General features: G+C 72.0%; 20 protein-coding genes. 5 read left to right on the plus strand and 15 right to left on the minus strand.

Annotation, left to right across the window (positions count from 1 at the left end; all coding sequences use genetic code 11):
• Positions 1–2: 2 nt before the first annotated feature.
• From ABD268_RS00060 to ABD268_RS00070, 3 genes are all read right to left on the minus strand, one after another.
• Positions 3–1,394, minus strand: a complete 1,392-nt coding sequence (locus ABD268_RS00060; protein ID WP_344145690.1) for a DUF5719 family protein — start codon at positions 1,392–1,394, stop codon at positions 3–5.
• Positions 1,394–4,261 carry a glycosyltransferase gene (locus ABD268_RS00065; RefSeq protein ID WP_344145693.1) on the minus strand — a complete coding sequence of 956 codons (2,868 nt, stop codon included), beginning with the start codon at positions 4,259–4,261 and terminating at the stop codon, positions 1,394–1,396. Before ABD268_RS00065 ends, ABD268_RS00060 begins: the two co-directional genes overlap by 1 nt.
• A 103-nt stretch (positions 4,262–4,364) precedes the next feature.
• On the minus strand, positions 4,365–4,625 hold the full coding sequence (locus ABD268_RS00070; protein WP_425573670.1) for a WhiB family transcriptional regulator: 261 nt from the start codon (positions 4,623–4,625) through the stop codon (positions 4,365–4,367).
• 208 nt (positions 4,626–4,833) lie between these two features.
• On the opposite strand from ABD268_RS00070, the gene cofD reads away from it, so the two are divergent.
• The 3 genes from cofD to ABD268_RS00085 are packed head-to-tail and all read left to right on the plus strand — an operon-like array spanning position 4,834 to position 7,666.
• Complete coding sequence (cofD, locus tag ABD268_RS00075; protein ID WP_344145696.1) at positions 4,834–5,847, plus strand: 2-phospho-L-lactate transferase; 1,014 nt, start codon at positions 4,834–4,836, stop codon at positions 5,845–5,847.
• Positions 5,844–6,848, plus strand: a complete 1,005-nt coding sequence (cofE, locus tag ABD268_RS00080) for a coenzyme F420-0:L-glutamate ligase (RefSeq protein ID WP_344145699.1) — start codon at positions 5,844–5,846, stop codon at positions 6,846–6,848. Before cofD ends, cofE begins: the two co-directional genes overlap by 4 nt.
• Before the next feature lie 59 nt (positions 6,849–6,907).
• Positions 6,908–7,666, plus strand: coding sequence for a DUF3105 domain-containing protein (locus ABD268_RS00085; RefSeq protein WP_344145702.1), 759 nt, complete (start codon positions 6,908–6,910; stop codon positions 7,664–7,666).
• Here the strand turns inward: ABD268_RS00085 and ABD268_RS00090 are convergent.
• The gene (locus ABD268_RS00090; protein ID WP_344145705.1) at positions 7,659–8,747 is read right to left on the minus strand and encodes a mannose-1-phosphate guanylyltransferase; all 1,089 of its coding nucleotides are present in this window, start codon (positions 8,745–8,747) and stop codon (positions 7,659–7,661) included. The two genes, ABD268_RS00085 and ABD268_RS00090, sit on opposite strands and share 8 nt — an antisense overlap.
• A 54-nt stretch (positions 8,748–8,801) precedes the next feature.
• On the opposite strand from ABD268_RS00090, the gene ABD268_RS00095 reads away from it, so the two are divergent.
• The gene (locus ABD268_RS00095) at positions 8,802–9,509 is read left to right on the plus strand and encodes a TIGR03089 family protein (RefSeq protein ID WP_344145708.1); all 708 of its coding nucleotides are present in this window, start codon (positions 8,802–8,804) and stop codon (positions 9,507–9,509) included.
• Between the two features lie 39 nt (positions 9,510–9,548).
• Here the strand turns inward: ABD268_RS00095 and ABD268_RS00100 are convergent, their stop codons facing one another.
• The 11 genes from ABD268_RS00100 to ABD268_RS00150 form a co-directional block, all read right to left on the minus strand.
• Positions 9,549–12,413, minus strand: a complete 2,865-nt coding sequence (locus ABD268_RS00100) for an FG-GAP-like repeat-containing protein (RefSeq protein WP_344145711.1) — start codon at positions 12,411–12,413, stop codon at positions 9,549–9,551.
• A gap of 258 nt (positions 12,414–12,671) precedes the next feature.
• Entirely contained in the window at positions 12,672–13,466 is a 795-nt protein-coding gene (locus tag ABD268_RS00105; RefSeq protein WP_344145714.1) for an ABC transporter ATP-binding protein, read from the minus strand.
• Positions 13,463–14,356: an ABC transporter permease gene (locus ABD268_RS00110; protein WP_344145717.1), complete on the minus strand. Its 894-nt coding sequence runs from the start codon at positions 14,354–14,356 to the stop codon at positions 13,463–13,465. Before ABD268_RS00110 ends, ABD268_RS00105 begins: the two co-directional genes overlap by 4 nt.
• Positions 14,353–16,365 carry a glycosyltransferase gene (locus ABD268_RS00115; RefSeq protein ID WP_344145720.1) on the minus strand — a complete coding sequence of 671 codons (2,013 nt, stop codon included), beginning with the start codon at positions 16,363–16,365 and terminating at the stop codon, positions 14,353–14,355. Before ABD268_RS00115 ends, ABD268_RS00110 begins: the two co-directional genes overlap by 4 nt.
• Complete coding sequence (glf, locus tag ABD268_RS00120) at positions 16,362–17,558, minus strand: UDP-galactopyranose mutase (RefSeq protein ID WP_425573671.1); 1,197 nt, start codon at positions 17,556–17,558, stop codon at positions 16,362–16,364. The genes ABD268_RS00115 and glf overlap by 4 nt, the downstream gene beginning before the upstream one ends.
• 40 nt (positions 17,559–17,598) lie before the next feature.
• Positions 17,599–18,501 (minus strand): glycosyltransferase family 2 protein, encoded by a 903-nt coding sequence (locus ABD268_RS00125; RefSeq protein ID WP_344145727.1) that lies wholly within the window; start codon positions 18,499–18,501, stop codon positions 17,599–17,601.
• Complete coding sequence (locus ABD268_RS00130; RefSeq protein WP_344145730.1) at positions 18,498–19,463, minus strand: glycosyltransferase family 2 protein; 966 nt, start codon at positions 19,461–19,463, stop codon at positions 18,498–18,500. Before ABD268_RS00130 ends, ABD268_RS00125 begins: the two co-directional genes overlap by 4 nt.
• A 25-nt stretch (positions 19,464–19,488) precedes the next feature.
• Complete coding sequence (locus ABD268_RS00135) at positions 19,489–20,946, minus strand: LCP family protein (protein WP_344145733.1); 1,458 nt, start codon at positions 20,944–20,946, stop codon at positions 19,489–19,491.
• 153 nt (positions 20,947–21,099) lie between these two features.
• The gene (locus ABD268_RS00140; RefSeq protein WP_344145736.1) at positions 21,100–21,522 is read right to left on the minus strand and encodes a hypothetical protein; all 423 of its coding nucleotides are present in this window, start codon (positions 21,520–21,522) and stop codon (positions 21,100–21,102) included.
• Positions 21,523–21,527: 5 nt separating this feature from the next.
• Positions 21,528–22,898: a wax ester/triacylglycerol synthase family O-acyltransferase gene (locus ABD268_RS00145; protein WP_344145739.1), complete on the minus strand. Its 1,371-nt coding sequence runs from the start codon at positions 22,896–22,898 to the stop codon at positions 21,528–21,530.
• Between the two features lie 13 nt (positions 22,899–22,911).
• Positions 22,912–23,124, minus strand: coding sequence for a hypothetical protein (locus tag ABD268_RS00150; RefSeq protein WP_344145741.1), 213 nt, complete (start codon positions 23,122–23,124; stop codon positions 22,912–22,914).
• 136 nt (positions 23,125–23,260) lie between these two features.
• Here ABD268_RS00150 and ABD268_RS00155 point away from each other — a divergent pair, with 136 nt between their 5' ends.
• Entirely contained in the window at positions 23,261–24,652 is a 1,392-nt protein-coding gene (locus tag ABD268_RS00155) for a WS/DGAT/MGAT family O-acyltransferase (protein ID WP_344145744.1), read from the plus strand.
• Positions 24,653–24,669: the final 17 nt, after the last annotated feature.

Below are 24,669 nucleotides of genomic sequence, written 5' to 3' on the forward strand. Positions count from 1 at the left end.
GGCTACGACAGCCCGGGCCGGACGTCCGGGACCAGCCCGCTCAGGACCGGGTCGACGAGCGGCACCACCGCGGCTCCCCGGCCGGAGACGATCACGGACCCGGTGACGCTGGTGTTCTGGGGGACCACCGACACCAGGGTGGCCCGCGGGGGCACGGTCACGACGGCGCCTCGGCCGGGCCGCAGGTCGGCGCGGGTCCGGTCCAGCTCCTCGCCGCTGGCGGAACGGGACACCACGGTGACGGCGCCGACGCTCCGGGCACCCGCGAGCACCACCCGCTTGGCGCCCGTCGGCACGATCGCCGAGGCGCCGTGCCGGATCGGCGGCGCACCGACCGCGTGTGAGAGGTCACCGTCGACGAACGAGCGCAGCGTCGCGGTGACCGGCTGGGTGGAGGTGACCTCGAGCCCGACCACGCCGTCCGCGACGGCGGACTGGAGCGCGTCGGTGAGCGAGAGCCGGGCCACGCCCTGCGGTGGCACCCGGACCTCGTCGAGGCCCTCGGGGGCGAACACGGAGTCCTCGCTGACGAACTTGACCTGCGCGCGCACCTCGTCATCGCCACCGTTGGCGAGCGTGAGGAGACGGCTGCCCGCGCCACCGGCGAGCCCGAGGACGAGGTTGTCGGTGGCCGGGTCGGCCTGACCCGGCAGCCAGTCCTGGCTGGCCTGGCCGCGGCCGAGCTCGTCGGAGCTGTCCAGCACCGAGTAGGCCAGCCGGCCACGGGAGGTGACCACCTGCAGCGCGAGCTCGCCGCGCCGCGGGGCCACCGCGCCGAGGTCGAGCCGGACGCTGCTGTGGCCGGGCACGGACACGCCGCGCAGCCGCGGTACGTCGACCGCGCCGGTGCCGGCGTACACGGTGACGTCGGCGACCGCCCGACCCGCGTCGGGGTTGACCACCTCCAGGACCGAGTCGTGCCGCACCGCAGCGCCGACCCCGGTGAACCACTGGTGCGGGCTGGTCGCCGGGCACGCGGTGGACGCGAGCTGGGCGCCGCCGAAGCGCGCGCCGAGGAGCCCGGCCGCGAGGTCGTCCTCACCGTCGACCGCCACCGGTCCGGTGCCGGGGCGGACCGTGGTCACCCGACCCTCCTGGAGACGGGCGGTGTCCTTCTCGGAGCCGGCGCGGACCTCGACCTCGCCACGGGCGCCGTCACCGACGGTCGAGAGGTACGCCGCGGGCGAACCCGGGAGCGCGGACGGGCACACGATCGTGGCGCTCTTGAGACTGGTCCTCGTCGGCGGGTGCGGCTCGGCGACCGAGTCGCCGCCGCCGCGGACGAGCAGCAGCGCCCCCACCGTGACGAGCGGCAGCAGCACCGCGAGCACCGTGGTGGTGTCGAGGCGGACGCGACGGCCGGACAGGCGGCGTCCCGGGGTCGTCTGGCTCATCAGCGCCGCCTCCGCTCACTGGTCGGCACGCACAGCACGGCGATCACCACGATCGCGACTCCCTGCAGGACCAGCAGGGCGATCCGGAGCCACGACCGGGGACCGTCCACGGCCGCGGCGTCGAGCGGCCGGTCGACCTGCCAGGCCCGCGTCGAGCGGTTCTCGGCACTGGCCTGGACCAGCCCACCGGTGGCGTCGAGGGCGGAGGCCACGTCACCGTCGGCGGGCGCCGGCAGCACGACGTACTCGATGCCGGCATCGGCCAGCGCATCCACCACCTGCGGGGTGGGCCGGGAGGCCAGGACCCGCACCGACCGGGTGAACCCGGTGTCCTCGGCGGAAAGGTCGATGATCTCGTCCTCACCCAGGGTCACGCCGTCACCGCGGCGCACCGAGTAGGTCAGCCCGTGGTCGACGTCGCCCCGGATCACCAGGATCCCGTGGGCGTCGCCGGTCATCGAGCTCTGCACCATGTAGGCGGGGATGCCCTCCCCGGCGGTCTCGTCGAGCCGGTCGTGCCCGCCCACGACGAACCAGCCGAGGCCCAGGACCGGCACCAGGGCGGCCACCGCGATCAGGGCGGCCGCGACGCCGCGGCGCCACATCGGGACACCGGTGGCGCCGGGGTCGACGAGCGACTGCGCGCCGAGGGACGCGGCCACGACGAAAGCACCCTGGAGGACCACGACCAGGAAGCCGAGGCCGGCGTGGGTGGAGGTGGCGGACAGGTCGAGGGTGACGGCACCGATGGCGGCCGCCGTCACCGCGGCCACCGCCGCCACGATCCAGCAGACCAGCACCGGGATCCGGGTGGCGCGCGGGATCATGGCCAGCACGGCGAGGACCGCGAGCACGAGGCCGAGCCACGAGGGCGCGCCGAGGTCACCCATGCGGCCGGCGAGCAGGTCGAGCGTCTCGACCGTCGCCACCGGCAGCCGGCCCGCCTCGAGGAGGAGCGCCTCCCCGGCGCCGTGCAGCAGCGCGGGGATCCACCACGGCGACAGCAGCAGGGGCACGGCCCCCAGGGCGGCGGCGGGCGGGCCCCAGGCCGACCGGTCGCGGACCGCACCGCGCACCACGACGGTCGCGGCCGCGGTCACGATCAGGCCGAGCAGCAGCGCGAAGAACCAGAGGCCGGGCGCGAAGGCCGTGCCGAGGGCGAGCAGCAGCGCGGTCCGCCAGGCCGCACGCCAGCGGCGGTCGGCCTCGGGGTCGGCGAACCCGAGCGCCGCGTGGGCCAGCCAGGGCAGCAGGGCGGCCACGATCACCGTCGCGAAGCGGCCGTCGCCCCACGCCCCGCTGACGACCGGGACGAGGGCGTACGTCGTCGCGCCCCACAGCAGCAGCCAGCGCGGCGCGCCCGCGGGCGAGGCGAGGCGACCGGTGACCCGCAGGAAGCGCCACGCTCCCCACAGCCCCAGGGGCACCACCAGCACGAAGATCGCGGTGACCACCGCCGAGGGGCTGCCCAGCAGCGAGGCCAGCACCGCGAACGGGAGCACGTAGGGAGGAGTCGGGACGTCGGTGCCCTGGCCCAGCGGGTGCCAGGACTCGGCGTACAGCCGCCACCAGTCACCGGTGCCGCCCTGCGGGACGGGCGACAGGCCGCCCCCGGCGAGCGAGTCGAAGGCCGAGCGCGCGCCGACGAGGGCGAGCACCACGAACACCGAGATCACCAGCGCCACGGGGTTGGTGAGGAACCTGGCCACCAGACCGGTGTCCTCGGTGAGCATGTCCTCCTCGGACTGGCGCGCGGGCCTGCGCGCCGCCGCCTGCGGCTGGGCCTCGGCCTTCGCCGCGCGACGACGCTCGGCCACGTCCTGGGCCTGGTTGGTCGCGGCGGAGAGCAGGTCACCGAGGAAGTCGAGGCCGTGGCGGTAGGGCAGCCAGGGCGGCGCCAGGAGTGGGCGTACGTCGGCGGGCGTGACCACCTGCCTGCGCTGGCGGGCCCGGCGGGCCGCGAGGATCTCGCGCGGTCGCGAGTAGAGCGAGACCAGGGCCGCGAGCTCGTCGAGCGCCTCGCCGACGGACCGGACCAGCAGGAAGCCGACCATCCTCAGGATGGTCCCGACTCCCAGCCGGAGCAGCTGGAACGGCAGCTGACGGGCGCTAGAGTTCGCGAGCAGCGTGTAGAGCGCGGCGCGGCGCTCCTGGTAGTGGGTGTGCCGCCCGGTCAGCGGGGTGCGTCGGATCCCCCGGTGCGCCGCCTCGGCGTGGAAGACCACCGCCTGCGGCACGACCAGGGTGCGGTGGCCGGCGGCCGCGGCACGCCAGCCGAAGTCGACGTCGTTGCCGAAGATGGGGAGCTGGTCGTCGAAGCCACCGAGCTCCTCGAGGACCCGACGGCGCACCAGCATGCCGGCGGTGTTCACCGCGAGGACGGTGCGGACCTCGTCGTGCTGGCCCTGGTCGTACTCCCCGCGCTCGAGGCCGGTCTCGCGCCGGCCGGTGCCGGAGATGGTGATCCCCAGCTCGAGCAGGCGCTTGAGCGACGGCCACTCGCGCAGCTTGGGGCCCAGCACGTCGGCGTCCGGGTGCTCCTCGGCCGCAGCCAGGAGCGCCGCGAGCGCGTCCGGCTCGGGGTTCGCGTCGTCGTGGAGGATCCACACCCACTCGCAGTCCGCACCCGACGCGGCGAGCTGCTCGAGCCCGAGCCCGACGGCGGCGGGGAAGGAGGTGGACCCGGGGGTCCGCAGGACCTCTCCGAAGGCGGACTCGAGAAGGTCCGCGCTGCCGTCCTTGCTGCCCGTGTCGACCGCGACGACGCGGTCGACCGGTGCTGACTGGCTCTGGAGTCCCGAGATCACCGCGGGGAGCCAGCGCTCTCCGTCGTGGCTGACCAGCAGCGCGGCGACCGTCGTGTGCACGACCGAGAACACTAACGGTCCGGTCCTGGGCCGAGGCCCCGCCGGGGGTCCCCGGACAGCCGTGCGTGTGCGCCCCGTCACCGGGGCGCGCCACTCACCCGACTCAGACTGCGCGCTTCTTCAGCTTGCGGCGCTCTCTCTCGGAGAGCCCTCCCCAGATGCCGAAGCGCTCGTCGTTCATCAGTGCGGACTCGAGACACTCGTCCCGCACCTCACATGTCAGGCAGACCTTCTTGGCCTCCCTCGTCGAACCTCCCTTTTCGGGGAAGAACGCCTCGGGGTCCGTCTGCGCGCACAGTGCACGCTCCTGCCACCCCGCTTGTTCGGCGTCCCCGTCGAGGAGAAAAAGTTCTCTCACGCCCATCGCCTTTCGACCCGGTACTGCACCCATCCCGCATCCTCTTCGCGGGAGCCGCCCCTATCGGATCGACCCGGGACAACCTGCGAAGAACACTGTGGGAATTACATGCCTGTCGTACACCTGAAGTCAAGCGCGGGTCTGCTATAGAGCGCAACCACCCGATCGGACTATTGCTCACGGGACCAATGGCCCCGTGCGCAAAGATAGGCACATGCGCCACATCACGGTCCTCTCCGGCGGAATGGGCGGCGCCCGCTTCCTCCGGGGTCTCCTCCACGGCATCACGTCCGGCCGCCTCCCCGGGGTGGCGCCGGACGCCTCCGTCACCGTCGTCGCCAACACCGCGGACGACCTGTGGGTGCACGGGCTCAAGGTGTGCCCGGATCTCGACACCGTCATGTACACCCTCGGCGACGGGATCGACCTCGAGCGCGGCTGGGGCCGCCGCGAGGAGACCTGGAGCGTCAAGGCCGAGCTCGCGGAGTACGGCGTGGAGCCGACCTGGTTCGGCCTCGGTGACCGCGACATCGCCACGCACCTGGTCCGCACCCAGATGCTGGACGCCGGCTACCCGCTCTCCCAGGTGACCGAGGCGCTGTGCCGCCGCTGGCTCGGCACCGGGCCGGGCCCGGGCGTGCGGCTGCTGCCGATGACCGACGACCGGGTGGAGACGCACGTCGCGATCGCCGACCCCGACTCGCCCAGCGGCAGGCGCGTGGTGCACTTCCAGGAGTACTGGGTGCGGCTGCGGGCCCAGGTCCCCGCCGAGGCGGTGCTGTTCGTCGGGCTCGAGGAGTCCACCCCCGGGCCCGGGGTCATCGACGCGATCACCGACGCCGACCTCGTCGTGCTGCCGCCGTCCAACCCGGTGGTCTCGGTCGGCACCATTCTCGGCGTCCCCCGGGTGCGCGAGGCGCTCGCCGCGACCCGGGCGCCGGTCGTGGGCCTCTCCCCCATCGTCGGCGGCAGCCACGTCCGCGGCATGGCCGAGCAGATGCTGACCTCGATCGGCGTGGAGGTGAGCGCGGCCGGCGTCGGCCTGCACTACGGTCCCCGCAGGGACGGCGGCGTGCTCGACGGCTGGCTCGTCGACGAGCGGGACGCCGACCAGGTGTCACGGCTCACCGACGCCGGCGTCGCGTGCCGCGCCGTACCCCTGATGATGACCGACCTCGACGCCACCGCCGGCATGGCCGCCGCGGCCGTGGGCCTCGTGGCCGGATGAGCGCCGTTCCCGACGGCCTGCCGTCCGGGCGGCGGGTCAGCGTCCTCGCGCCCGACGGTGTACCGGAGGTCCGGCCCGGCGACGACCTGGCCGCCCTGCTGCTCCCGCTGGTCGAGCTGCGCGACGGTGACGTCGTGGTGGTCACCAGCAAGGTCGTCAGCAAGTCGGAGGGGCGGGTGCGGCGCGGCACCCGGGAGGAGGCCCTGCCCGGGGAGACCGCCCGCGTGGTCGCCCGCCGTGGCCCCACCACGATCGTGCGCACCCGGCACGGCCTGACGATGGCGGCAGCCGGGATCGACGGCTCGAACGTCGAGGCCGGCACGGTCGTGCTGCTGCCCGAGGACCCCGACGCGTCCGCGCGGCGGCTGCGCGGGGCCGTCCGCGCCGAGGCGGGGGTGAACGTCGGCGTGGTCGTCACCGACACCGCCGGACGGGCGTGGCGGGAGGGGCAGACCGACCTGGCGGTCGGCGCCGCCGGGCTGGTCGTGCTCGAGGACTTCGCCGGGCGCGAGGACGCCCACGGCAACCCGCTGGCAGTGACCGCGCCGGCAGTCGCGGACGAGATCGCCGGCATGGCCGAGCTGGCGCAGGGCAAGCTCGGCGGCCGGCCGTTCGCCGTCGTCCGCGGGCGCGCCGACCTGGTGCTCCCGGTCGGCGACGACGGTGCGGGCGCGCGGGCCCTGGTCCGGACCGAGGGGGCCGACCTGTTCGGGTACGGCGCCCGCGAGGCCGTGCTGCGCGCGCTGCGCGGCGACCCGGCGGACCGCGCCCCGTTCGGAGCCGCGGCCCCCGCGGACGAGCTCGCGGACGCGGTCCGCACGGTGCTGGGCCCGGCCGCCGCGGCGACCACGGACGGGACCGACGGGCTGGAGGTGGTGTGCGACGCGGCCGCCGTCCCCGTCGTCGCCGCGCTGGCCTTCGCGCACGGCTGGGAGCGCTCCGCGCAGCCCGGCGCCGGCGAATCCGCCGGTCCGGTCCGGTTGCGCCCGGCCAGTCCGTAGACTCTGCCGTCGAACAGCCGACCCCGCACAACGCCCGCACCAGACGAGGTAGCCCAACCGTGGCCAAGAAGCCCGCCAAGTCCGACCGCCAGGCGGTCATCGACCAGATCCGCAAGAAGCAGAAGGGCGACGAGCACCGGCGCGGCCTGGCCATCGTCCTGGTCTGCGTCGTCATCGCGGTCCTGATCGTGGGGGCCGCGGCCTTCAAGCCGATCAAGGACTGGTGGGACGTCCGCCAGTTCAAGAACAAGGACCTGGCCAGCATCGGCGCCCCCGCCTCGGCGTGCCAGAAGGTCACCACCCAGAAGGCGGACGGCAACCAGGACCACGTCCCGACCGGCCAGAGCGTGCAGTACACCACCGCGCCGCCGGCGTTCGGCCCGCACTGGAACGAGGCCGGCCTGGCGCCCGCGCCGATGGAGCGCAAGCTCTACACCGACGGCGACCGTCCCGAGCTGGAGTCCCTGGTGCACAACCTCGAGCACGGGTACACGATCCTCTGGTACGACCAGACGATCGCCGACGACAGCGGGGCGATGGACGAGCTCAACGGCATCTCCGACAAGTTCACCGGGACGTCCAACTTCCGCGACAAGTTCATCGCAGCCCCGTGGGAGTCGAAGGACGAGGGCGGCAAGGCCTTCCCCGACGGCGCCCACGTCGCCCTCACGCACTGGTCGGCCGGCGGCTCGGGTGGCAGCGACCCGAAGCAGCAGGTCGGCGTCTTCCAGTACTGCTCGGACGTCTCCGGGGCGGCGCTGAAGTCCTTCATGCTCGACTACCCCTACACCGACTCCCCCGAGCCCGGCGCTATGTGAGGTCGTGGCGGTCCGCGTCCCGCAGGCCCGCCACGATCTCCTTGACCTGCTGCGCCCGCTCCCTGGTGGTGACCAGCAGGGCGTCGGGGGTGTCGACCACGACGACGTCGTCGAGGCCCACGACCGCCACGACCCGGCCCGAGCGCGGCACGACGAGGCCGCTGGACTCGAAGACCCGCACCAGCGAGCTGTCCCCCAGCACCGTCGTGCCCGCACCGCTGCGGTCGAGCAGCCCGGCCAGCGAGTCGAAGTCGCCCACGTCGTCCCACGCGAACGACGCCGGCACGACCGCGACCCGGCCCGCCTCGGCGGCCGGCTCCGCGATCGCGTGGTCCAGCGCGATCTTCGGCAGCGTCGGCCACAGCTCCTCGAGCAGGGACACGTCCGCGGCGATGGCGCGCAGCGCGGCCGCGAACTCCGGGTGCCAGCGGGCCAGCAGGTCCAGCAGCACCCCGGGGCGTACGACGAACATGCCGGCGTTCCACCGGTAGGCGCCGGTGGCGAGGTAGCCCTCGGCCACGTCGGTCGACGGCTTCTCCACGAAGGCCCGGACCGCGCGGGCGCCGGTCACGCCGGGGAGGTCCTCGCCGAGGTGGATGTAGCCGAACGCCGAGGAGGGGAACGTCGGCTCGATGCCCAGCGTGACCAGCCAGTCCGCGCGGGCGGCGTCGACGGCGACGCGCACCGACTCCGAGAAGGCCTCGTGGTCCGCGATCACGTGGTCGGCGGCGAAGGACCCCATGACGGCGTCCGGGTCGTCCCGCTCGAGCAGGGCGGCGGCGAGACCGATCGCCGCCATCGAGTCGCGTGGCGACGGCTCGGCGAGCACGGCACCGGGGCCGAGCGAGGGCAGCTGCTCGGTGACCGCCGCCCGGTGCGCCCGACCGGTCACGACCACGAAGCGCTCCTCGGCCAACGGGGCGAGCCGCGCCCAGGTCTCCTGCAGCAGCGACATCCCGCTGCCGGTCAGGTCGTGCAGGAACTTCGGCGCGCCGGCGCGGGACAGCGGCCAGAGACGGGTGCCGGCGCCCCCCGCGGGGATCACGGCCCAGAAGTTGTCGATCGACCTGTTGGCTGCCATGGGCGCAGCATAGGTGGCGCCCGCGGCCGACCGGCGCCCTCCTAGGGTGGCCCGGTGACGACCTTCACCACGCTGCTCGGCTCGCTGCTCGGCAAGGACCCCGGCCGCCCCCTGGTCACCTACTACGACCACGCCACCGGCGAGCGGGTCGAGCTGTCGGTGACGACGTACGCCAACTGGGTGGCGAAGGCCGCGTCGCTGCTCGCCGAGGAGCACGACCTGGAGCGCGGGCAGGGACTGCACCTCGACCTGCCCACGCACTGGCTCGGCCCGGTCTTCCTCGGCGCCGCGTGGACCGTGGGCCTGGTCGTCACCACGGCCGACCACGCCGACGCGGTGGTCTGCGGACCCGAGGGGCTCGCGACCTGGGGCCCGCACGCCGCCGAGCTCCCGGTGCTGGCCTGCTCGTTGCTGCCGATGGGAGTGCGGTTCAGCGAGCCGCTGCCGGCCGGCGTGCACGACGTCGGGATCGAGGTCTGGTCGCAGCCGGATGCCTTCACCGCCTGGGACCCGCCGGGCCCCGACGACCTGGCGCTGCCGGGGGTGACCCAGGCCGAGCTGTGGCGAACGGCCGCCGCCGGGAGTCTCCTCACCGACGGCGGCCGTCTCCTCACGGAGGCGAACCCGGCTTCCCCACCGGGAGTCGCCTCCTTCGCGGAGCCGCTCGCGCGCGGCGGCTCCGTGGTCCTGGTGTCCCACGCCGACCCGGGGCGCCTCGAGGCGACCTACGCCGCCGAGCGCGCCACGGCTCGCTTCCCTTGAGCGTGGACCAGGCCAACGCCTCGCCCGGTCTCGACCGGCTCAGCCCGCCAGGTCGTAGGCCCCCATTCCCTCACCGAGGAACCGGCGCTTGCCGAACCCCTGCGTGGTGCCGGGGATGAGCCAGAGGTAGCCGGACTTCCGGGCCCGGACGATGAGGTCGGGGTGCCCGGTCAGCTTGACGTCGCTGACACCGATCACCCAGTCGTACGGCGCGAGGTCGAGGCTGAGCGACCGCGGGTCGGTGAGCCCTCCCGGCCCGTTGCCGGGGAACAGCGTCAGCTTCGAGCCCTGGCGGAACAGGCTGTCCGGCGACCCGTCGCTGTCCCAACGGCCCACGGGCACCTGGGTGCCGGCATCGATCCGGCCGTGGGCGACGTAGCTGGACTCGAGTCCCTGCACGCCCTTGCCGGGGTAGATCCGGATGGCACCGCCGGAAGGCTGCCCCATCAGGTCGGGGTAGCCGTCGCCGGTCATGTCGCCGACCGCCGCGAGCAGGCCGACCCCGCCGAAGCCCTTGCCGATGGTCACGGCCGCGCCGAAGTGGCCCTGGCCGTCGCCCTGGCGCAGCTTCAGCACGCCGCGCTTGTTGCGGAAGATCAGGTCGCCGTGGCCGTCGCGGTCCCAGTCGCCCGCGTTGAACACCCGGTTCGCCCCGGACAGGCTGGTGCCGGTCGGGATCGGCTGGCCGAGCTCGAAGGTGCCGGCGTTCGGGAAGACCGCGACCTTGTCCCCGGTCCGCACGACCAGGTCGGCCGCCGGGTTCCCGGTCACGTCGACCGCCGAGACGCTCGCGGCGTGGGTGACCCGGGAGATCTGGCCCAGCGGGTGTCCGAAGGACCCGTCGGCGCGGAGCGGGCGGATGACTCCCGGCTTCCCCTTCTGGACGGCAAGCAGGTCGGGCCTGCCGTCGCCGGTGAAGTCGCCGAAGCCGGTGATCGAGGAGTACCTGCCCCACGAGCCGGGCAGCTGCACGGGGGTCCCGAGCCGCAGCCCGCCGGCCCCGGGCACGCGCCACAGGTGACCGGACCCGTCGCGGGCGAGCAGGTCGGGGCGACCGTCGCCGTCGAGGTCGCCGGTCGCCGCCAGCGCGTCGTACCCGGACCAGCCGTCCTGCAGCGCCCTGCGCGAGAAGCCACCGACGCCGTTGCCCCGGTAGAGCTCGAGCCGGCCGTCGGAGACCCGGCGTGCGACCAGGTCGTTGTGGCCGTCGCCGTTGAGGTCGCCCACCGCGGTGAGCAGGTCGCGGCCGACGAAGGCGCTGATCTGCTTGACCGCGCTGCCGAAGCTGCCGGCACCGTCACCGGGATGGACCGTGGCGACGCCGTCGGCGGTCCGGGCGACCAGGTCGGCCTTGCCGTCGCCGGTGAGGTCGGGCGAGGCCACGACCGAGTCCGCGCCGTCGACCGGGACCGACACCGGGGACCGGAACCCGGTGAGACCACCGGTCGGGATGACGAAGCCCTTCCCGTCGCTGGCCCGCCGCACGACGAGGTCGGGGTGCGGGGTGGAGGCGAGGTCGGACTCGAGCTCACGACCCGACCAGCCCCGCTGGGCGGCGGCCGCGAGCGTCCGGATCTGCGGGATCTTGGCGTACAGGTACCGGCCGGGGCAGGCCGTGGAGGCGGCGTCGCGGTGGCCGTTGATCGCCTGGAAGTACCGGGACCCGACCCACTGCTTGGACGAGGACGCGTCGACGCCGTGCAGCGACAGCTTCCACGCGAACAGCGCCCCGTAGGCCTGCACCATCGCCGAGGACGGCTGGTGGATGTCGTAGTTGCCGATCGCCGACATCGCGAAGGCGTAGTCGTTGTAGTTCAGGGTGTGGGCGCCCACGACCGGGCGGTCGATCCCGCCGTACCGCCCCTCCCAGATCCGGCCGAACCGGTCGACGAGGTAGTTGTAGCCGATGTCGCTCCAGCCGCGGGACTGCGTGTGGTAGGCGTAGATGCTGCGGATGATGCCGGGCACCTCGGCACGCGTGTAGTCGTTGGCGTTCACGGTGTGGTGGACGAAGCCCGCGTGCACCTCGAAGTAGTGCAGGGAGCCCGGGTCCCGCAGCCGCTCGTCGGCGCCCCACTGGGCGCGCGAGTAGATCACCGGCTTCGGCGTGTAGACGGCCGCCTGGAGGTCCAGCGCGTCGGTGTCCCCGGCGTCGGTCCCGGTCGCGGGCGCGGTGCCCACGGCGGCGTCCGTGGTCGGCGCGGGCTCGGACGAGCCGTCCATGGTCCCGGTGTCGTACGCCGGCGCCTCGACGGCGGTCCTCGACTGCTTGCCGGGGTCGATGACGGCCATCTTCATGTCGGCGGGGATCCGGCCGCGGACCGACAGCGCCCGCACCTGGACCTGGTCGACGTCACCGACGAGGAGCGCGTCGGTACCCGGCCGGGAGTGCTTCCCCTCGGCGCTCCCCGGGTCGGGCCCGTGGTCGGCGTCGTAGGCCAGCGTCATCCAGTCCGACCAGTCCTCGCCGGTGCGGGTGCGCACCTCGAAGCTGAGCTGGTCCTCGGGGGCCTCGACGCCGTGCTCCCAGGTGACGCCGACGGCGCCGTACCCGACGACGGCCTCCGGCCGGCTGGTGAGCTGCGTGCTGCCGGGCAGCTCCCCGACACCGGTCCGGGCCTCGAGCTGACCCGGGCGGACCCGGGCATGGGGCGGCGCGGTCAGGGAGTACTCGGTGACCTTCGGGTCGACCTCCTGGGTCGGCACGACGGACTTGCGGGCCGAGGCCCGTGTGTACGCCGAGAACTCAGCGGTCGAGGCGGCCGCACGCGGCGCACCGGAGGGCGACTCGCGCACCACGTCGAGGCTGATGACGCTGGCGGCGGGGGTGAGGGCGGCGAGCACCACGCCAAGGGCCAGGACCTGCTGGCAGGCGGTGATGAAACGCGTCTTGCTGGGGGGCATGGGCGGCAACTCCAGTGCGGGGGAAGATTCACACGTTGCGCAACTTTCACATGAGTCACATTGACCACGGAAGAGAAACTGAGTAACTACAACGTTGTAATTTCCACCCGACACGCCGCCGGATCCGAGATTTGTCAAGTCGAGGATGCCCGAAGACGGCCGGGCACGCGTGGAAGACACGCGAAAAGGTGCGAGAACGCGCGGGCGCGCAGCCGCGCTGGCAGGACCAGACCACCGGCCCCGGGAGGCGCGCGTCGATCAGATGTCGGCCCCGAGGTCCTCGTCGGTGTCCTCGGCGTCGTTCTCGTCCGGCTCGTTCTCGGGGTTGTTGTCGTCGTACTTGAGGTAGCGGATCCCCTCGTCGACGTCGCCGTCGAAGCCGACGCGGCCCTTCTCGAGCACGATCACCCGGTCGCACATCTTGCGCACCGAGCCCGCCGCATGGCTGACGTAGAAGAGGGTCCGACCGCTGTCGCGGATCTCGTTCATCTTCTCCATGCACTTCTTCTTGAAGGGCCGGTCCCCCACCGCGAGCACCTCGTCGGCGAGGAAGATGTCGGAGTCGACGTGGATGGCGACGGAGAAGCCCAGGCGGGCGAACATGCCGGAGGAGTAGTTGCCGACGGGCGCGTCGAGGTGGCGGCCGATGTCGGCGAACTCGACGATGTCATCGAACTTGCGCCGGGTCTCCTGCTCGCTCATCCCGAGGATCGCCGCGTTGAGGAAGACGTTCTCGCGTCCGGTCAGCTGCGGGTGGAAGCCCGCCCCGGTGGCGATCAGGCCGGCGATCCGGCCGCGGGTCAGCACGGAGCCGGAGTCGGGCCGCATGATGCCGTTGATGAGCTTGAGCAGCGTGCTCTTGCCGGACCCGTTGAGCCCCATCAGCCCGATCGACTCGCCCTGCTGGACGGTGAACGAGACGTCGTCGAGGGCCTTGAAGTCGTCGCTGATGTCGCGACCCTTCACCAGCGCCACGGTCATCTGCTTGAAGGTGCGGTGGTAGCGCAGGGTGAACGTCTTGCTGACGTCCTCCACCACGATCGACTCGGTCACGAGAGGCGCTCCGGGATCCGGTTCTGGAGGCGGGTGAACACGACCTGGCCGACGAGCAGCAGCACGGCGCACGCGACGACCGCGATGGCGCCGAGCTCGAACAGGTTCGGCGGCAGGTCGGTCCTGGCGGTCTTGGCCGGGTCGGACGTCGTGCCCACCCAGAAGGCACGCTGCATCAGCAGCACCGCGTCCGCGATCGGGTTGGACAGGTACAGCGTCGTGTGACCGTGGAAGCGCTCGTCGACGAGGCTGTAGGGGTAGATCATCGGCACACCGAACCGCACGAAGTGGGTCATGATGCCGACCGCGCTGGAGAAGTCGCGGAAGAACACGTTCGCGGCGCTGAACAACAGGGCCAGGGCGGTGCCGAGGAGCATGATGATCATCAGCGCGAGCAGCACCGCGCCCATCCCGGCCGGATCCGGCGTCCACCCGTAGAACAGGCAGGCGACCAGCAGGATCACCAGCTGCGGACCCACGTGGTAGAGCGAGACCAGCATCGAGGCCACCGGGAACATCTCCCGCGGCATCGCCATCTTCTTCACCAGCGCCTTGTTGCGCACGATGGACCGCGTGCCGGCGTTGAACGTCTCGGTGAAGAAGTGCACCACGATCAGTCCGGCGAAGATGTGGACCGCGAAGTTCGGGACGTTCTTGTGCAGGTTGAGGATGTACCCCATCACGAACCAGTAGAGGAAGAACTGGCTCAACGGGTTGATGTAGGACCACATCAACCCCAGGAACGAACCCTGGTAGCGGGCACTGATCTCCCGGCGCACCAGCAGCTTGAGCAGGTAGCGGCGCCGGAAGACCTCCAGGAGCCCCTGGTTCGCCGAGGGCGGGGTGAGGGCGCCCTCGACCACGTGAGCCGCGCGAGCGGTCTCGCTCATCGACTGTCCTCCGCGGAGCCCGCCGAGCCGCCGTCGGTCCAGGGGCGGAACGTCTCGTCCCAGGCCTCGGGCGAGGTGATCTCCCCGAGCTTGGCCCGGTACTCCTCCGCCAGTCGCGGCCACTCCCGGCGCAGCCGCTCGTGGATCTCGATGGTCTTGCGGGTGAGCTCGCGGAACTTCTCGGGGTCGCGCTGGTAGAGCGCGGCCGAGGTGCCGTCGTTCATCGAGACGACGGCCGAGTCGTAGCGGGCCAGGCGGTACCACTTGGCGTCCATGGCCGTGATCTCCGCCTCGGGGTACTCGCGCGAGAGCTCACGGGCGGCCTTGAGCTGGCGGATCGGGGCCAGGCCCGCGGTCACCAGCTGGGAGAGCCGGCCCGGGATCTCGGTGCCGTCGCGGCCCTTGCGCGGCGGCTTCCTGCGGCGCACCGGCGGGAAGGCCTCCGGGTCGGACTCCAGGCGCGCGTCGCTGAACTGCTTGCGGAACGCGTTGACCTCCGCGAGCTTCGTCGGCAGGTCGCGGTGGAGGTGCTCCGGGCCGGCGAGCACGTCCTCGAGCGCCTGGTGGCGCAGCTCGGCGGTGGAGTACTGCATCGAGACGAGGTGCTTGATCTGGTGGTTGCGGCTCTCCCGGACCATCCGCCCACCCTTGGGGTACGGCGAGTGCAGCAGCGCGGCGATGAAGCGGTTGCGCTGGTGGAAGTAGGCCTGCCAGTCCAGGGCGTCGTTCTTGTCCGTCCACGGGATGTGCCAGACCGCGGCGCCCGGGAACGACACCGTGGGGTAGCCGGCCTCCTTGGCGCGCAGGCCGAACTCGGAGTCGTCCCACTTGATGAACAGCGGCAGCGACAGCCCGATCTCGGCCAGCACCTGGCGAGGGATGAGGCACATGAACCAGCCGTTGAAGTCCACGTCGACCCGCTTGTGCAGCCACCGGGTGGAGCGCAGGTTGCGCGCGGCGAAGTCCCAGTCCGGGTGCACGTCGGGGGCGGACTGCCACCAGAAGCGCCAGGGCTGGACGACCTCGCCGAAGCTGTGCAGCCGCGAGCGCGAGAACAGGCTGAACATGTGGCCGCCCACGAGCGTGGGACGGCGAGCCAGGTCACCGAAGGTGACCGCTCGCACGATGCCCTCGGGCTCGCAGACGACGTCGTCGTCCATCATCATCGCGTAGGTCGCGGTGCCCTTGCGCACGGACTCCATCTGGCCACGGGCGTAGCCGCCGGAGCCTCCGAGGTTGCCCTGCTCGATGACCCTCAGCGTCGAGCCGAGGAGCCCCTCGGCCTTCGCGAAGTCGGGTGAGTCGACGACCTTCTTGGTCCCCTGCTCCATGACGAGCACGGTGTCGAGGTAGGGGCGCAGCACCTCGTCGGCGCCGAGCTGGCCGAGCAGCTTGGCGCAGAAGTCGGGTCGGTTCATCGTCGTGATCGCGATGTCGACGGTGCCGTGCTGGGCCCGGTCCTCCGGGACGTCCGCGGTCCACTCGGCCGACTCGACGAGGACGTCCTCGTCGCTGGCCACCACGTCGTACCAGTACCAGCCGCCGTCCACGAAGGGCTTGAGCGAGAGGTCGAAGGCGTACGTGCCCTCCACCTGGGAGCCGGTCCCGGCGGTCTCCACCCGCTGCGAGCGGCCGTTCGCCATCGACTTGTAGACGGTGATGCTGGCTCCGCGGCCGACCAGCTTGACCGTCAGGGTGACGTCCGTCACGACGGTCCAGCGGCGCCAGTAGCTCGCGGGGAACGCGTTGAAGTAGGTGCCGAACGAGAGCCGCTCGCCCGCCGGGACGCGCAGGCAGGTGCGCGACTCGAGCTGGTCGGGGTGGATCCGGGCACCGGTGGAGATGCTCTGGCGCAGGTTCGCCGCGTTCATCTCCACCGCGTTGCGGTTCGTCCCGATCTCGTACTTGTCCGCGTCGAGGACCGCCGGCTCGGGGTCGACGTAGAGCGCGAAGACGTCGGTGTCACGGTCGATGGGCAGGATCTGGCGCTGCAGGAGTCGGGTGCTCATTCGTCAACGCCTCCGCTGTGCAGTGCCGCACCTTCGGCGAAGTGCGGCTTGAGCTTGTTCTCGAACATCGACAGGGCCGAGCCGATCGCCATGTGCATGTCGAGGTACTTGTAGGTGCCGAGGCGGCCGCCGAAGAGCACCATCGGCTCCTTCTTCGCGAGCTCGCGGTACTTCAGCAGCTTCTCGCGGTCCTCGGCGGTGTTGACCGGGTAGTACGGCTCGTCGTCGTCCTCCGCGAAGCGGGAGTACTCGTGGACGATCACGGTCTTGCCCGAGATGTAGGTGCGTTCGGGGTGGAAGTGCTTGAACTCGTGGATGCGCGTCCAGGGCACGTCCTGGTCGTTGTAGTTCATGACCGCGCAGCCCTGGAAGTCGTCGACGTGCTTGACCTCCGCCTCGAGGTCGACGGTACGCCACGACAGCCGGCCCTCGGAGTTCCCGAAGTACTCGTCGACCGGGCCGGTGTAGACGATCGGGACCGTGCCCTTGATCGTGTCGGCGCTGTACTCGTGGCCCGGGGCGAAGAAGTCGGTCTCGAGCCGGACCTCGATGTTCGGGTGGTCGGCCATCCGCGTCAGCCACGCGGTGTAGCCGTCGACCGGGAGGCCTTCGTACTTGTCGTTGAACCACCGGTTGTCGAAGTTGTAGCGCACCGGGAGCCGGGTGATGATGTCGGCGCTCAGCTTGGTGGGGTCGGTCTGCCACTGCTTGGCGGTGTACCCCTTGATGAACGCCTCGTAGAGCGGGCGCCCGATCAGGCTGATCGCCTTCTCCTCGAGGTTGGTGGCCTCGGAGGTCTCGATCTCGCTGGCCTGCTCGGCGATCAGCGCACGCGCCTCGTCGGGCGTGTGGGACCGACCGAAGAACTGGTTGATCAGCCCCAGGTTCATCGGCAGCGAGTAGACCTGGCCGTCGTACTGGCCGAAGACCCGGTGCTGGTAGTTCGTGAACGACGTGAAGCGGTTGACGTAGTCCCAGACCTTCTCGTTCGAGGTGTGGAAGAGGTGCGCGCCGTAGACGTGCATCTCGATCCCGGTCTCGGGGTCGGCCTCGCTGTAGGCGTTGCCGCCCAGGTGGTGGCGCCGCTCGAGCACGAGGACCCGCAGGCCCAGCTCGGTGGCACACCGCTCCGCGATGGTCAGTCCGAAGAAGCCGGAGCCGACGACGACGAGGTCGGGGGTGGACTCGGACACAGGCAAGGGGGAACTCCTGACGGTTGACGCGGCGGCAAGTCTAGCGACGGGGCGACGGCACCCCGGGCACGCGAGTCATGGACCTGGCGGACCCGATGGCCCGGATCACATTGCCAGCCTCGGCACGTCCCCCGCGAATCGGGCTGAGCAGCACGACGACCGCGGCGATGAGGTAGGGCTTGAGCCGCACCAGCGTGTTCTCGCCGTACCTGAAGTGCACGACGAAGAGGTTCCGGAACATGTAGAACCCCTTCCACCCCGCCATGTCGTGCTGCTGGTCGAAGTCGAGCTGGCGCACCAGCACGGCGTCCCGGATGCCCCAGATCCGGTAGCCCGCCCGACGGGCGCGGACGGCGAAGTCGACGTCGTCGTAGAAGATGAAGAAGGAGGCGTCCGGGAGCCCGATGGCGTCGACCACCTCGCGGCGGAACATGAACCCCTCGAAGGCGACGTTCTCCAGCTCCACCCGCTCGGGCATCGCGGCCCGGTCGGCGTACGTCGCGTCGACGGTGGCGCGCTTGGGCCGGATCGCGAGCGGGTTGCGCAGGTCGAAGTCGACTGCGGCCTTCTCGGCCAGCCGGCCGGCCACGTCCTCGCGCACCGCCGCCACGCAGGCCTCATCCTGGGCGAGCAGCACCTCGAGGCACTGCGGGGTCGGCACCACGTCGTCGTCCATCACCCAGATCCGGTCGTGGCCGGCCTCGTAGGCCTTCTTCACGCCGAGGTGGAAGCCGCCGGCGCCGCCGAGGTTGTCCTCGCTGTGGGTGACCCGGAGCGGCAGGTCGTGCCGGTGGAGCACCTCACGGGTGTGGTCGGTGCTGGCGTTGTCGACGACGTACACCGCGTCCGCCGGGCGGGTCTGGGCGGCGAGGCCGTCCAGCATCCGCGCGAGCAGGTCGGCGCGGTTGAACGTGACGATGACCACGGCCACGGACTCGGTCATGGCAGGAACCTCTCGTGGCCGGTGAAGTCGCCCCGGAGCCCGGAGCCCATGGCGGCGGCGCTGAGCCGCAGCCGGGCGACCGAGGGGCGGGTCAACGTGTAGAACCACAGGGTCTTGGCGACGAACGCGAGCGCGTGCGGCCAGCCGTGGTAGTCGCGCAGGTTCAGCAGGTTGTTGCGGGCCATGCAGTAGTGCTTGAGGTCGCTCGGGCTGTGGTTGTACGTCGTGCGGCCGAACATCATGGGCGTACCCAGGTCGTCGGTGGCCGGGTGGAGGAAGTGGGCCCCCACCACGGTGGCGACCCGGGCACCTGCGCGTCGGGCCCGCCACAGGTACTCCACGTCGTCGCCCCAGATGAAGAACTCCTCGCGCGGCAGCCCGATCCGCTCCACGAGGTCGCGGGTGACCAGCACCCCGTTGAAGGGGATGACGACGTCCTCGACCAGTCCGTCGCGGGCCGCGAGCTCGACCTCGGCCATCCGGTGCACGACGCTCGTGCCGCCGGGCAGCCGGATCGGGAAGCACAACCGGGACGGGTCCTGCTCGGCCAGCACCGCGGGCCCCCAGAAGTCGAACCCGTCGCGCTCCAGCAGGGCGGCCAGGCAGTCGCGGGCGGGGATCCCGTCGTCGTCCATCAGCCAGGCGAGGTCGGCGCCGCGCTCCAACGCCCAGGCCAGCCCGTCGTGGAACCCGCCGGCGCCGCCGCGGTTGTGGGTGAGCGTGCGGGCGAGCACGCGCGTGCCACCACCGGGGGTCGCCACCCCTTCGGGGGTCGAGCCCGACGAGGCCAGCCAGTCCCCCGTGCCGTCGGTGGAGGCGTTGTCCAGGACCAGGATCTCGTCGACCTCGGGCACCTCGCGCAGCCGTGCGACCAGCCGCTGGAGCAGCGCGAGCCGGTTGAACGTGACCACCACGGCGACGATGCGGCGAGCGTCGGGAACGCCGGTGGGGGGCTCGGTCACGGCCCACACCCTACGGGTGACACGGTCAGCAGGCGCTCTCCAGGTCGTCCGCCTGGTTCGCGGCGTACCCGTCGCTCAGCGAGCCGACCGAGCCACCGGTGACCACGCCGCCGCCGCTGCCGGACGACTTGTGGTGGGCCGCCGGCTTCGGCGCGGTGCCCTCCGCCTTGTCGATCGCCTGCGCGACCTTCTTGCGGATCAGCGGGATGTCCGGGTCGGCGGTGTTGACGAGCGGCGGCACCAGCGAGAGGGTCGAGACCTTCTGGCCCTTGGCCTCGAGGGCCAGTGCCATGAACCGGTCGACCTCGCTGGCCGGCACGTTCGTGGAGATCATCGCCGAGCTGGCCTTCGCGATCTTCTCGAAGTTCCGGACGGCTACCTGGGGGCTGATCTGGTTGAGCATCGCGTTCATGACGCACTTCTGGCGCGCCATCCGCGAGTAGTCGTCGGAGCCGTCGCGGGCGCGGGCGAACCAGAGCGTGTCGTGGCCGTTCAGCTTGCGCACCCCCGGCTGGATGTAGCCGGTGACGTCGCTCCCGAGGCCGCCGACCGGGATCGGCGAGCGGACGTTCAGCGTGACGCCACCGACGGCGTCCACGAGGTCCTTGAACCCCTCGAGGTTGACCATCGCCCAGTAGTTGATCTTCAGGCCGGTGATCCCCTCGATGCCCATGATCGTGGCGTCCACGCCCGGGTTCTTCGAGTGCGGGAACAGGTCGGTGTGGTCGCCCGCCCAGGTGCTGACGCCGTTCAGGTAGTCGACGTCGAAGCCGTGCGGGAACTGCTTGTGCATCACCGACCCCTTCGCGAAGGGGAAGTTCGACATGTTGCGGGGCAGCGAGATCAGCACGGTGCGGCCGGTGTCGGCGTCGATGCTGGCGATGGTCATCGAGTCCGGCCGCAGGCCCCAGCGGCCGGCCCCGGAGTCGCCACCGAGGAGCAGCACGTTGAAGCGACCGTCGTGGGCGCCGGTGACCGCGCCGCTGCCGAACATGCTCAGCATGAAGTCGCGCTGCACTCCCACGATGTGCGCGCCGAACAGGAGGCTGCCGGCGACCGAGAGGCAGAGGACGCCGTTGACGCCGACGGCGGCACGGCGGTGGTTCATGGCCAGCGTGAGCGGCTGCCCGATCCGCCAGGCATCGACGAACAGCGCGGCCCAGGCGATGGCGCCCAGCATCAGCGCGAAGCGCAACAGCCCCAGCAGCAACGTGTTCGAGACCAGGTAGAAGACCAGCTCGTGCCAGAGGGCACCGGCGAACAGCGTCACCACGAAGCCGACGACGAGGACCAGCCACACGCGCAGCGCGATGCGGCCGATCCGACGGTTGCCGGCGACCAGCTGGGCGGAGCCGGGGAGGACGAGTGTCATGACCATGAGTGCCATGGCGCGCCGGAAGCGGACCCGGGCCGCCCGCTCGTCGGTGGAGAAGCGGGTGGGGCTCTGGCGGTCGTGCAACCCGGGGGAAGAGACGGGTGGCATCGAGTGCCTCTCTGCTGGTGGTGCTGTGGGGAAGATGCTGCCCGGCAAGTATCACCAGTCACAGGGGTCACAGCGCTCACGACGCGCCGGGGCGCCTCACGAAGTGGTGCGGCGTCCGGTCTGGATCTCCATCGAGGACCGGCCCGCCGCACGCTAACGCTCGGACGGCAGCGCCTCCGCGAGGGAGCGGCGCAGCCGGTTCCACTGCCGGCTCCAGGCCTGGACCGGTGCGAGCGACCGCTCCAGCACCTCGAGCTGGTCGTCGAGCGCCGAGAGCTCGGCCTGGAGCGCCTGGATGCTCAAGCGCTTCGCGTGCACCTCCTGGACCAGGATCTCGATCTCCGCCGTCACCGGCGGCATCTGGTCGGCCAGCCGCCGCATGGAGGTCAGCATCCGGGTCACGGTGTCCGGCACCGGGGCCGGCAGCGCGCCCAACGCGCCGGAGCCGGCCGCCGACATCGCCTCGACCACCGCGCGGGTGCTGTCGACGAAGGCGTCGACGGTGGCGCGGACCAGGCCGTGCGCAGGCTCGGGGGTGGGCTCGGGAGTCGGTCCGGGTGCGTTCTTGCCGGCCACCTCGATCACCCTGCCTGCGCGAGGTGGAGGAGCGCGTCGATCTCGTCCCGGAACGCCGTCAGCAGCTGCTCGGGGTGGGCGATCGTGTCGAGGTCGACCTTGAAGCCCACGTGGACGTGACCGTCGTAGGTGAAGATGCAGGTGCCCAGCGTCTGGTTCCCCGAGCCGGGGGCCCAGCCCAGCATGGACGTGATGCGGGCACCCGCGAGGTGGCGCGGTCCGAGGGGCCCCGGGACGTTCGTGGTGACACCGCTGGCCTTGTTGGCGAAGAAGTCCACGAGGTAGCGCTCGAGGTCCTTGCCGGTGCGACCGATGCCGCGGATCAGGCCGAAGGTGAGCAACGCTTCCGGCGAGTGCTTGATCGCGTCCATCCGCCGCTTGGTCTCCGCCAGCCGGGCGAACGGCGTCTCGAGGCCCGAGGGCAGCGTGAACAGCACCAGGGCGAACCGGTTGCCCAGCTCACGAGGCAGCGGCTGGTCCAGGGGACGCACGTTGACGGGCACCATGGTGGGCACGTCGAGGACGGTCCCGTCGGTGCGGCGCAGGTACGACGACACGGCGCCGGCCAGCGCGGCGACGAGCACGTCGTTGACGGTGGTCCCGGTGCGGTGGGCGGCGGCGATGACGTCGGCGAGGGGGATCGGTGCGGCCCAGACCGCGCGCTTGCGGACGCCGGCGGTCCCCGTGACCGCCGAGGCGGGGTTGCGGGTGAAGGTCAGCTTCGTCGCGATGCCGGTCGTCTGCCTCGCCAGCGTGAAGGCGTCCTCGACGCCCGACGGCGAGAGCAGGTGCGGCAGCTCCAGCAGCGCCGATCCCGCGGATCCCGCCGCGGACTCCACGAGGTGAACGGCGGTCCCGAACGCGCCCTCGTGCCGGGCCTCCCTCGGCCGGTCCTCCCCCGGCTCCGCGTCCGGCTCGGCGTCCGTCATGGACAGCAGCACCCGGGTCAGCGCGATCCCGTCCGCCAGCGCATGGTGCAGGCGGGAGTAGACGGCCGACCCCTCGCCGTACCCGTCGATCAGGTGCATCTCCCACAGCGGGCGGTCTCGCGGCAGAGGCGTGCTGATGAAGTCGTTGACGTGGTCCTGCAGTGCTGCGTCGTCACCCGGAGCGGGCAGCGTGAACTCGCGGACGTGCCCGCTCGGGTCGAAGTCCGGGACGTCCTCCCAGTGCGGCATGGACAGCGGGACCCGGGAGAAGACCGGGCGCTGCCCGAAGACGGGGTAACGGTCGAGCAGGCGCGTGCGCAGCACCTCGAGGAAGCGATCCCCGTCGATGGGCCCCTCGCAGGTCATCAGGCTCTCGATGACCATCAGGTTGTTGGGCCGGTCCATGTTCAACCAGATGGTGTCCACCGGGTCGATGGCTCTGCGCACGGCCGGGGTCCGCTCAGTCGGACTTGTCCGTGGGCTCGCCGTCGGTGCGACGGTCGGCCTCGGCCACGGCGCGCCGCTCGACCTCCGCGACCTTGTGCTCGTGCCGGGCCTCGCTGCTCAGGTACCTGTTCAGGCCGGCCCACAGCCGAGCCCGGTCGGCGCTGCTCCTGGTGGCGGCGGTGTCGCGGGCCTCCCGTTCGGCCCGCATGCGCTCCAGGTCGCTCATCATCACTCCGTTCGTCGTCGTTCCCCTCCTGTCCCACCGTCCCGCCGGCACGACCACCACCACAGGGCCTTTGGGCCCGGTCGGCGATTACGTCTGCCCCGGGCGGGGCCGAGCGTGCGGACGGGACGCTGGTGCGGTGGAGCGACTGACCCCGCTGGCCGACGCCTTCCTCGAGGCCGAGGACGTGGACGTGAGCGCGTCGCTCGCCATCGGGTCGCTGGCGGTCTTCGCCGGGCCGGCGCCCCCCTTCGAGGAGCTCGTGGAGGCCATCTCCGGGCGCCTCCCGCTCATCCCCCGGTACCGGCAGCGACTGCGCCCGGTCCCGTTCGGACTGGCACCGCCGGCCTGGGTCGACGACCCCGACTTCGACATCCACGACCACCTGCACGAGGTCGCGGTCCCGGCACCCGGTGGCCGTGCGGAGGTCGCCGACCTGATGAGCCGGCTGATGTCGACCCGGATGGACCGGAGCCGGCCGCTGTGGGACTACTCCTTCTGGGAGGGCCTGCCCGGGGGGCGGTGGGCGCTGCTGTCCAAGGTCCACCACAGCGTGGTCGACGGTGTCTCCGGCACCGACCTCTACCAGCTGCTGCTCGACCCGACCCCCACCCAGCGCCCGGGGGTGCCGGACACCTGGCGCCCCGAGCCCGAGGAGCCGGTGGTCCGGTACACCGCCGACGCGCTGCGTGAGCTGGTCAGCTCGCCGCTGCACCTGACCGGCGCGCTGGCGCACGCCGCCCGCACGCCGCGCCGGATGGTGCGGACCTCGGCGCGGACCGCCACCGGGCTGCTCACGCTCTCCGGAGCACTGCGCCCCGTCCACGGCAGCTCCCTCTCCGGACCGCTCGGCGGCGGCCGCCGCTACACCTGGACCAACGTCCGGCTCGACGACGTCCGCACCGTCCGGAAGGCGTACGACGCGACGGTCAACGACGTCGCGCTCGCCGCGGTCACCGGTGGGTTCCGCCGGTTGCTGCTGGCGCGCGGCGAGCCCACCGACGCCCATGCCCTGCGCTCGCTGGTGCCGGTCTCGACACGGCGGCCCGGCGAGGAGTCGATCCCCGACAACCGGGTTACGCTGATGCTGCCCTTCCTGCCGGTCGAGGTCGCCGACCCGGTCGAGCGGCTCGCGGCCATCAAGCGCCGGATCCGGAGCCTGCGCGGCCGCCACGAGCCGGAGGCCGGCGAGGGCCTCACGAACGCGGCGGAGTTCGGCCCGTTCCCGTCCGTCGCCTGGGGCATGCGACTGGGCTGGAGGCTCCCCCAGCACCAGGTCACCACCGTCACGACCAACGTCCCCGGTCCGCGCACTCCGCTCTACGCGCTGGGCCGGGAGCTGCTCGAGCTGCTGCCCTACGTGCCGATCGCCGACCGGGTGCGGATCGGGGTGGCCATGTTCTCCTACCGCGACACCCTCACCTACGGCCTCACCGGCGACTTCGAGACCACCTCGGACCTCGATGTCCTGGCCGCCGGCATCGGCGCCTCCCTCGACGAGCTCCTCGAGCGGGTGCCCCGAGCCGGGTGAGCCCGTGCGTGGGGGCA

The organism is Nocardioides koreensis (assembly GCF_039531775.1).
In the GTDB taxonomy this organism is placed as follows: Bacteria; Actinomycetota; Actinomycetes; order Propionibacteriales; family Nocardioidaceae; genus Nocardioides; species Nocardioides koreensis.

Excerpts from the sequence above, each read along its gene's own strand:
- ABD268_RS00060 (WP_344145690.1), bottom strand. The coding sequence starts at position 1,394 with ATGAGCCAGACGACCCCGGGACGCCGCCTGTCCGGCCGTCGCGTCCGC.
- ABD268_RS00110 (WP_344145717.1), bottom strand. The coding sequence starts at position 14,356 with ATGAGCGAGACCGCTCGCGCGGCTCACGTGGTCGAGGGCGCCCTCACC.
- ABD268_RS00150 (WP_344145741.1), bottom strand. The coding sequence starts at position 23,124 with ATGAGCGACCTGGAGCGCATGCGGGCCGAACGGGAGGCCCGCGACACC.
- ABD268_RS00125 (WP_344145727.1), bottom strand. The coding sequence starts at position 18,501 with ATGACCGAGTCCGTGGCCGTGGTCATCGTCACGTTCAACCGCGCCGAC.
- ABD268_RS00100 (WP_344145711.1), bottom strand. The coding sequence starts at position 12,413 with ATGCCCCCCAGCAAGACGCGTTTCATCACCGCCTGCCAGCAGGTCCTG.
- cofE (WP_344145699.1), top strand. The coding sequence starts at position 5,844 with ATGAGCGCCGTTCCCGACGGCCTGCCGTCCGGGCGGCGGGTCAGCGTC.
- ABD268_RS00115 (WP_344145720.1), bottom strand. The coding sequence starts at position 16,365 with ATGAGCACCCGACTCCTGCAGCGCCAGATCCTGCCCATCGACCGTGAC.
- ABD268_RS00135 (WP_344145733.1), bottom strand. The coding sequence starts at position 20,946 with ATGCCACCCGTCTCTTCCCCCGGGTTGCACGACCGCCAGAGCCCCACC.
- cofD (WP_344145696.1), top strand. The coding sequence starts at position 4,834 with ATGCGCCACATCACGGTCCTCTCCGGCGGAATGGGCGGCGCCCGCTTC.
- ABD268_RS00070 (WP_425573670.1), bottom strand. The coding sequence starts at position 4,625 with ATGGGCGTGAGAGAACTTTTTCTCCTCGACGGGGACGCCGAACAAGCG.
- ABD268_RS00090 (WP_344145705.1), bottom strand. The coding sequence starts at position 8,747 with ATGGCAGCCAACAGGTCGATCGACAACTTCTGGGCCGTGATCCCCGCG.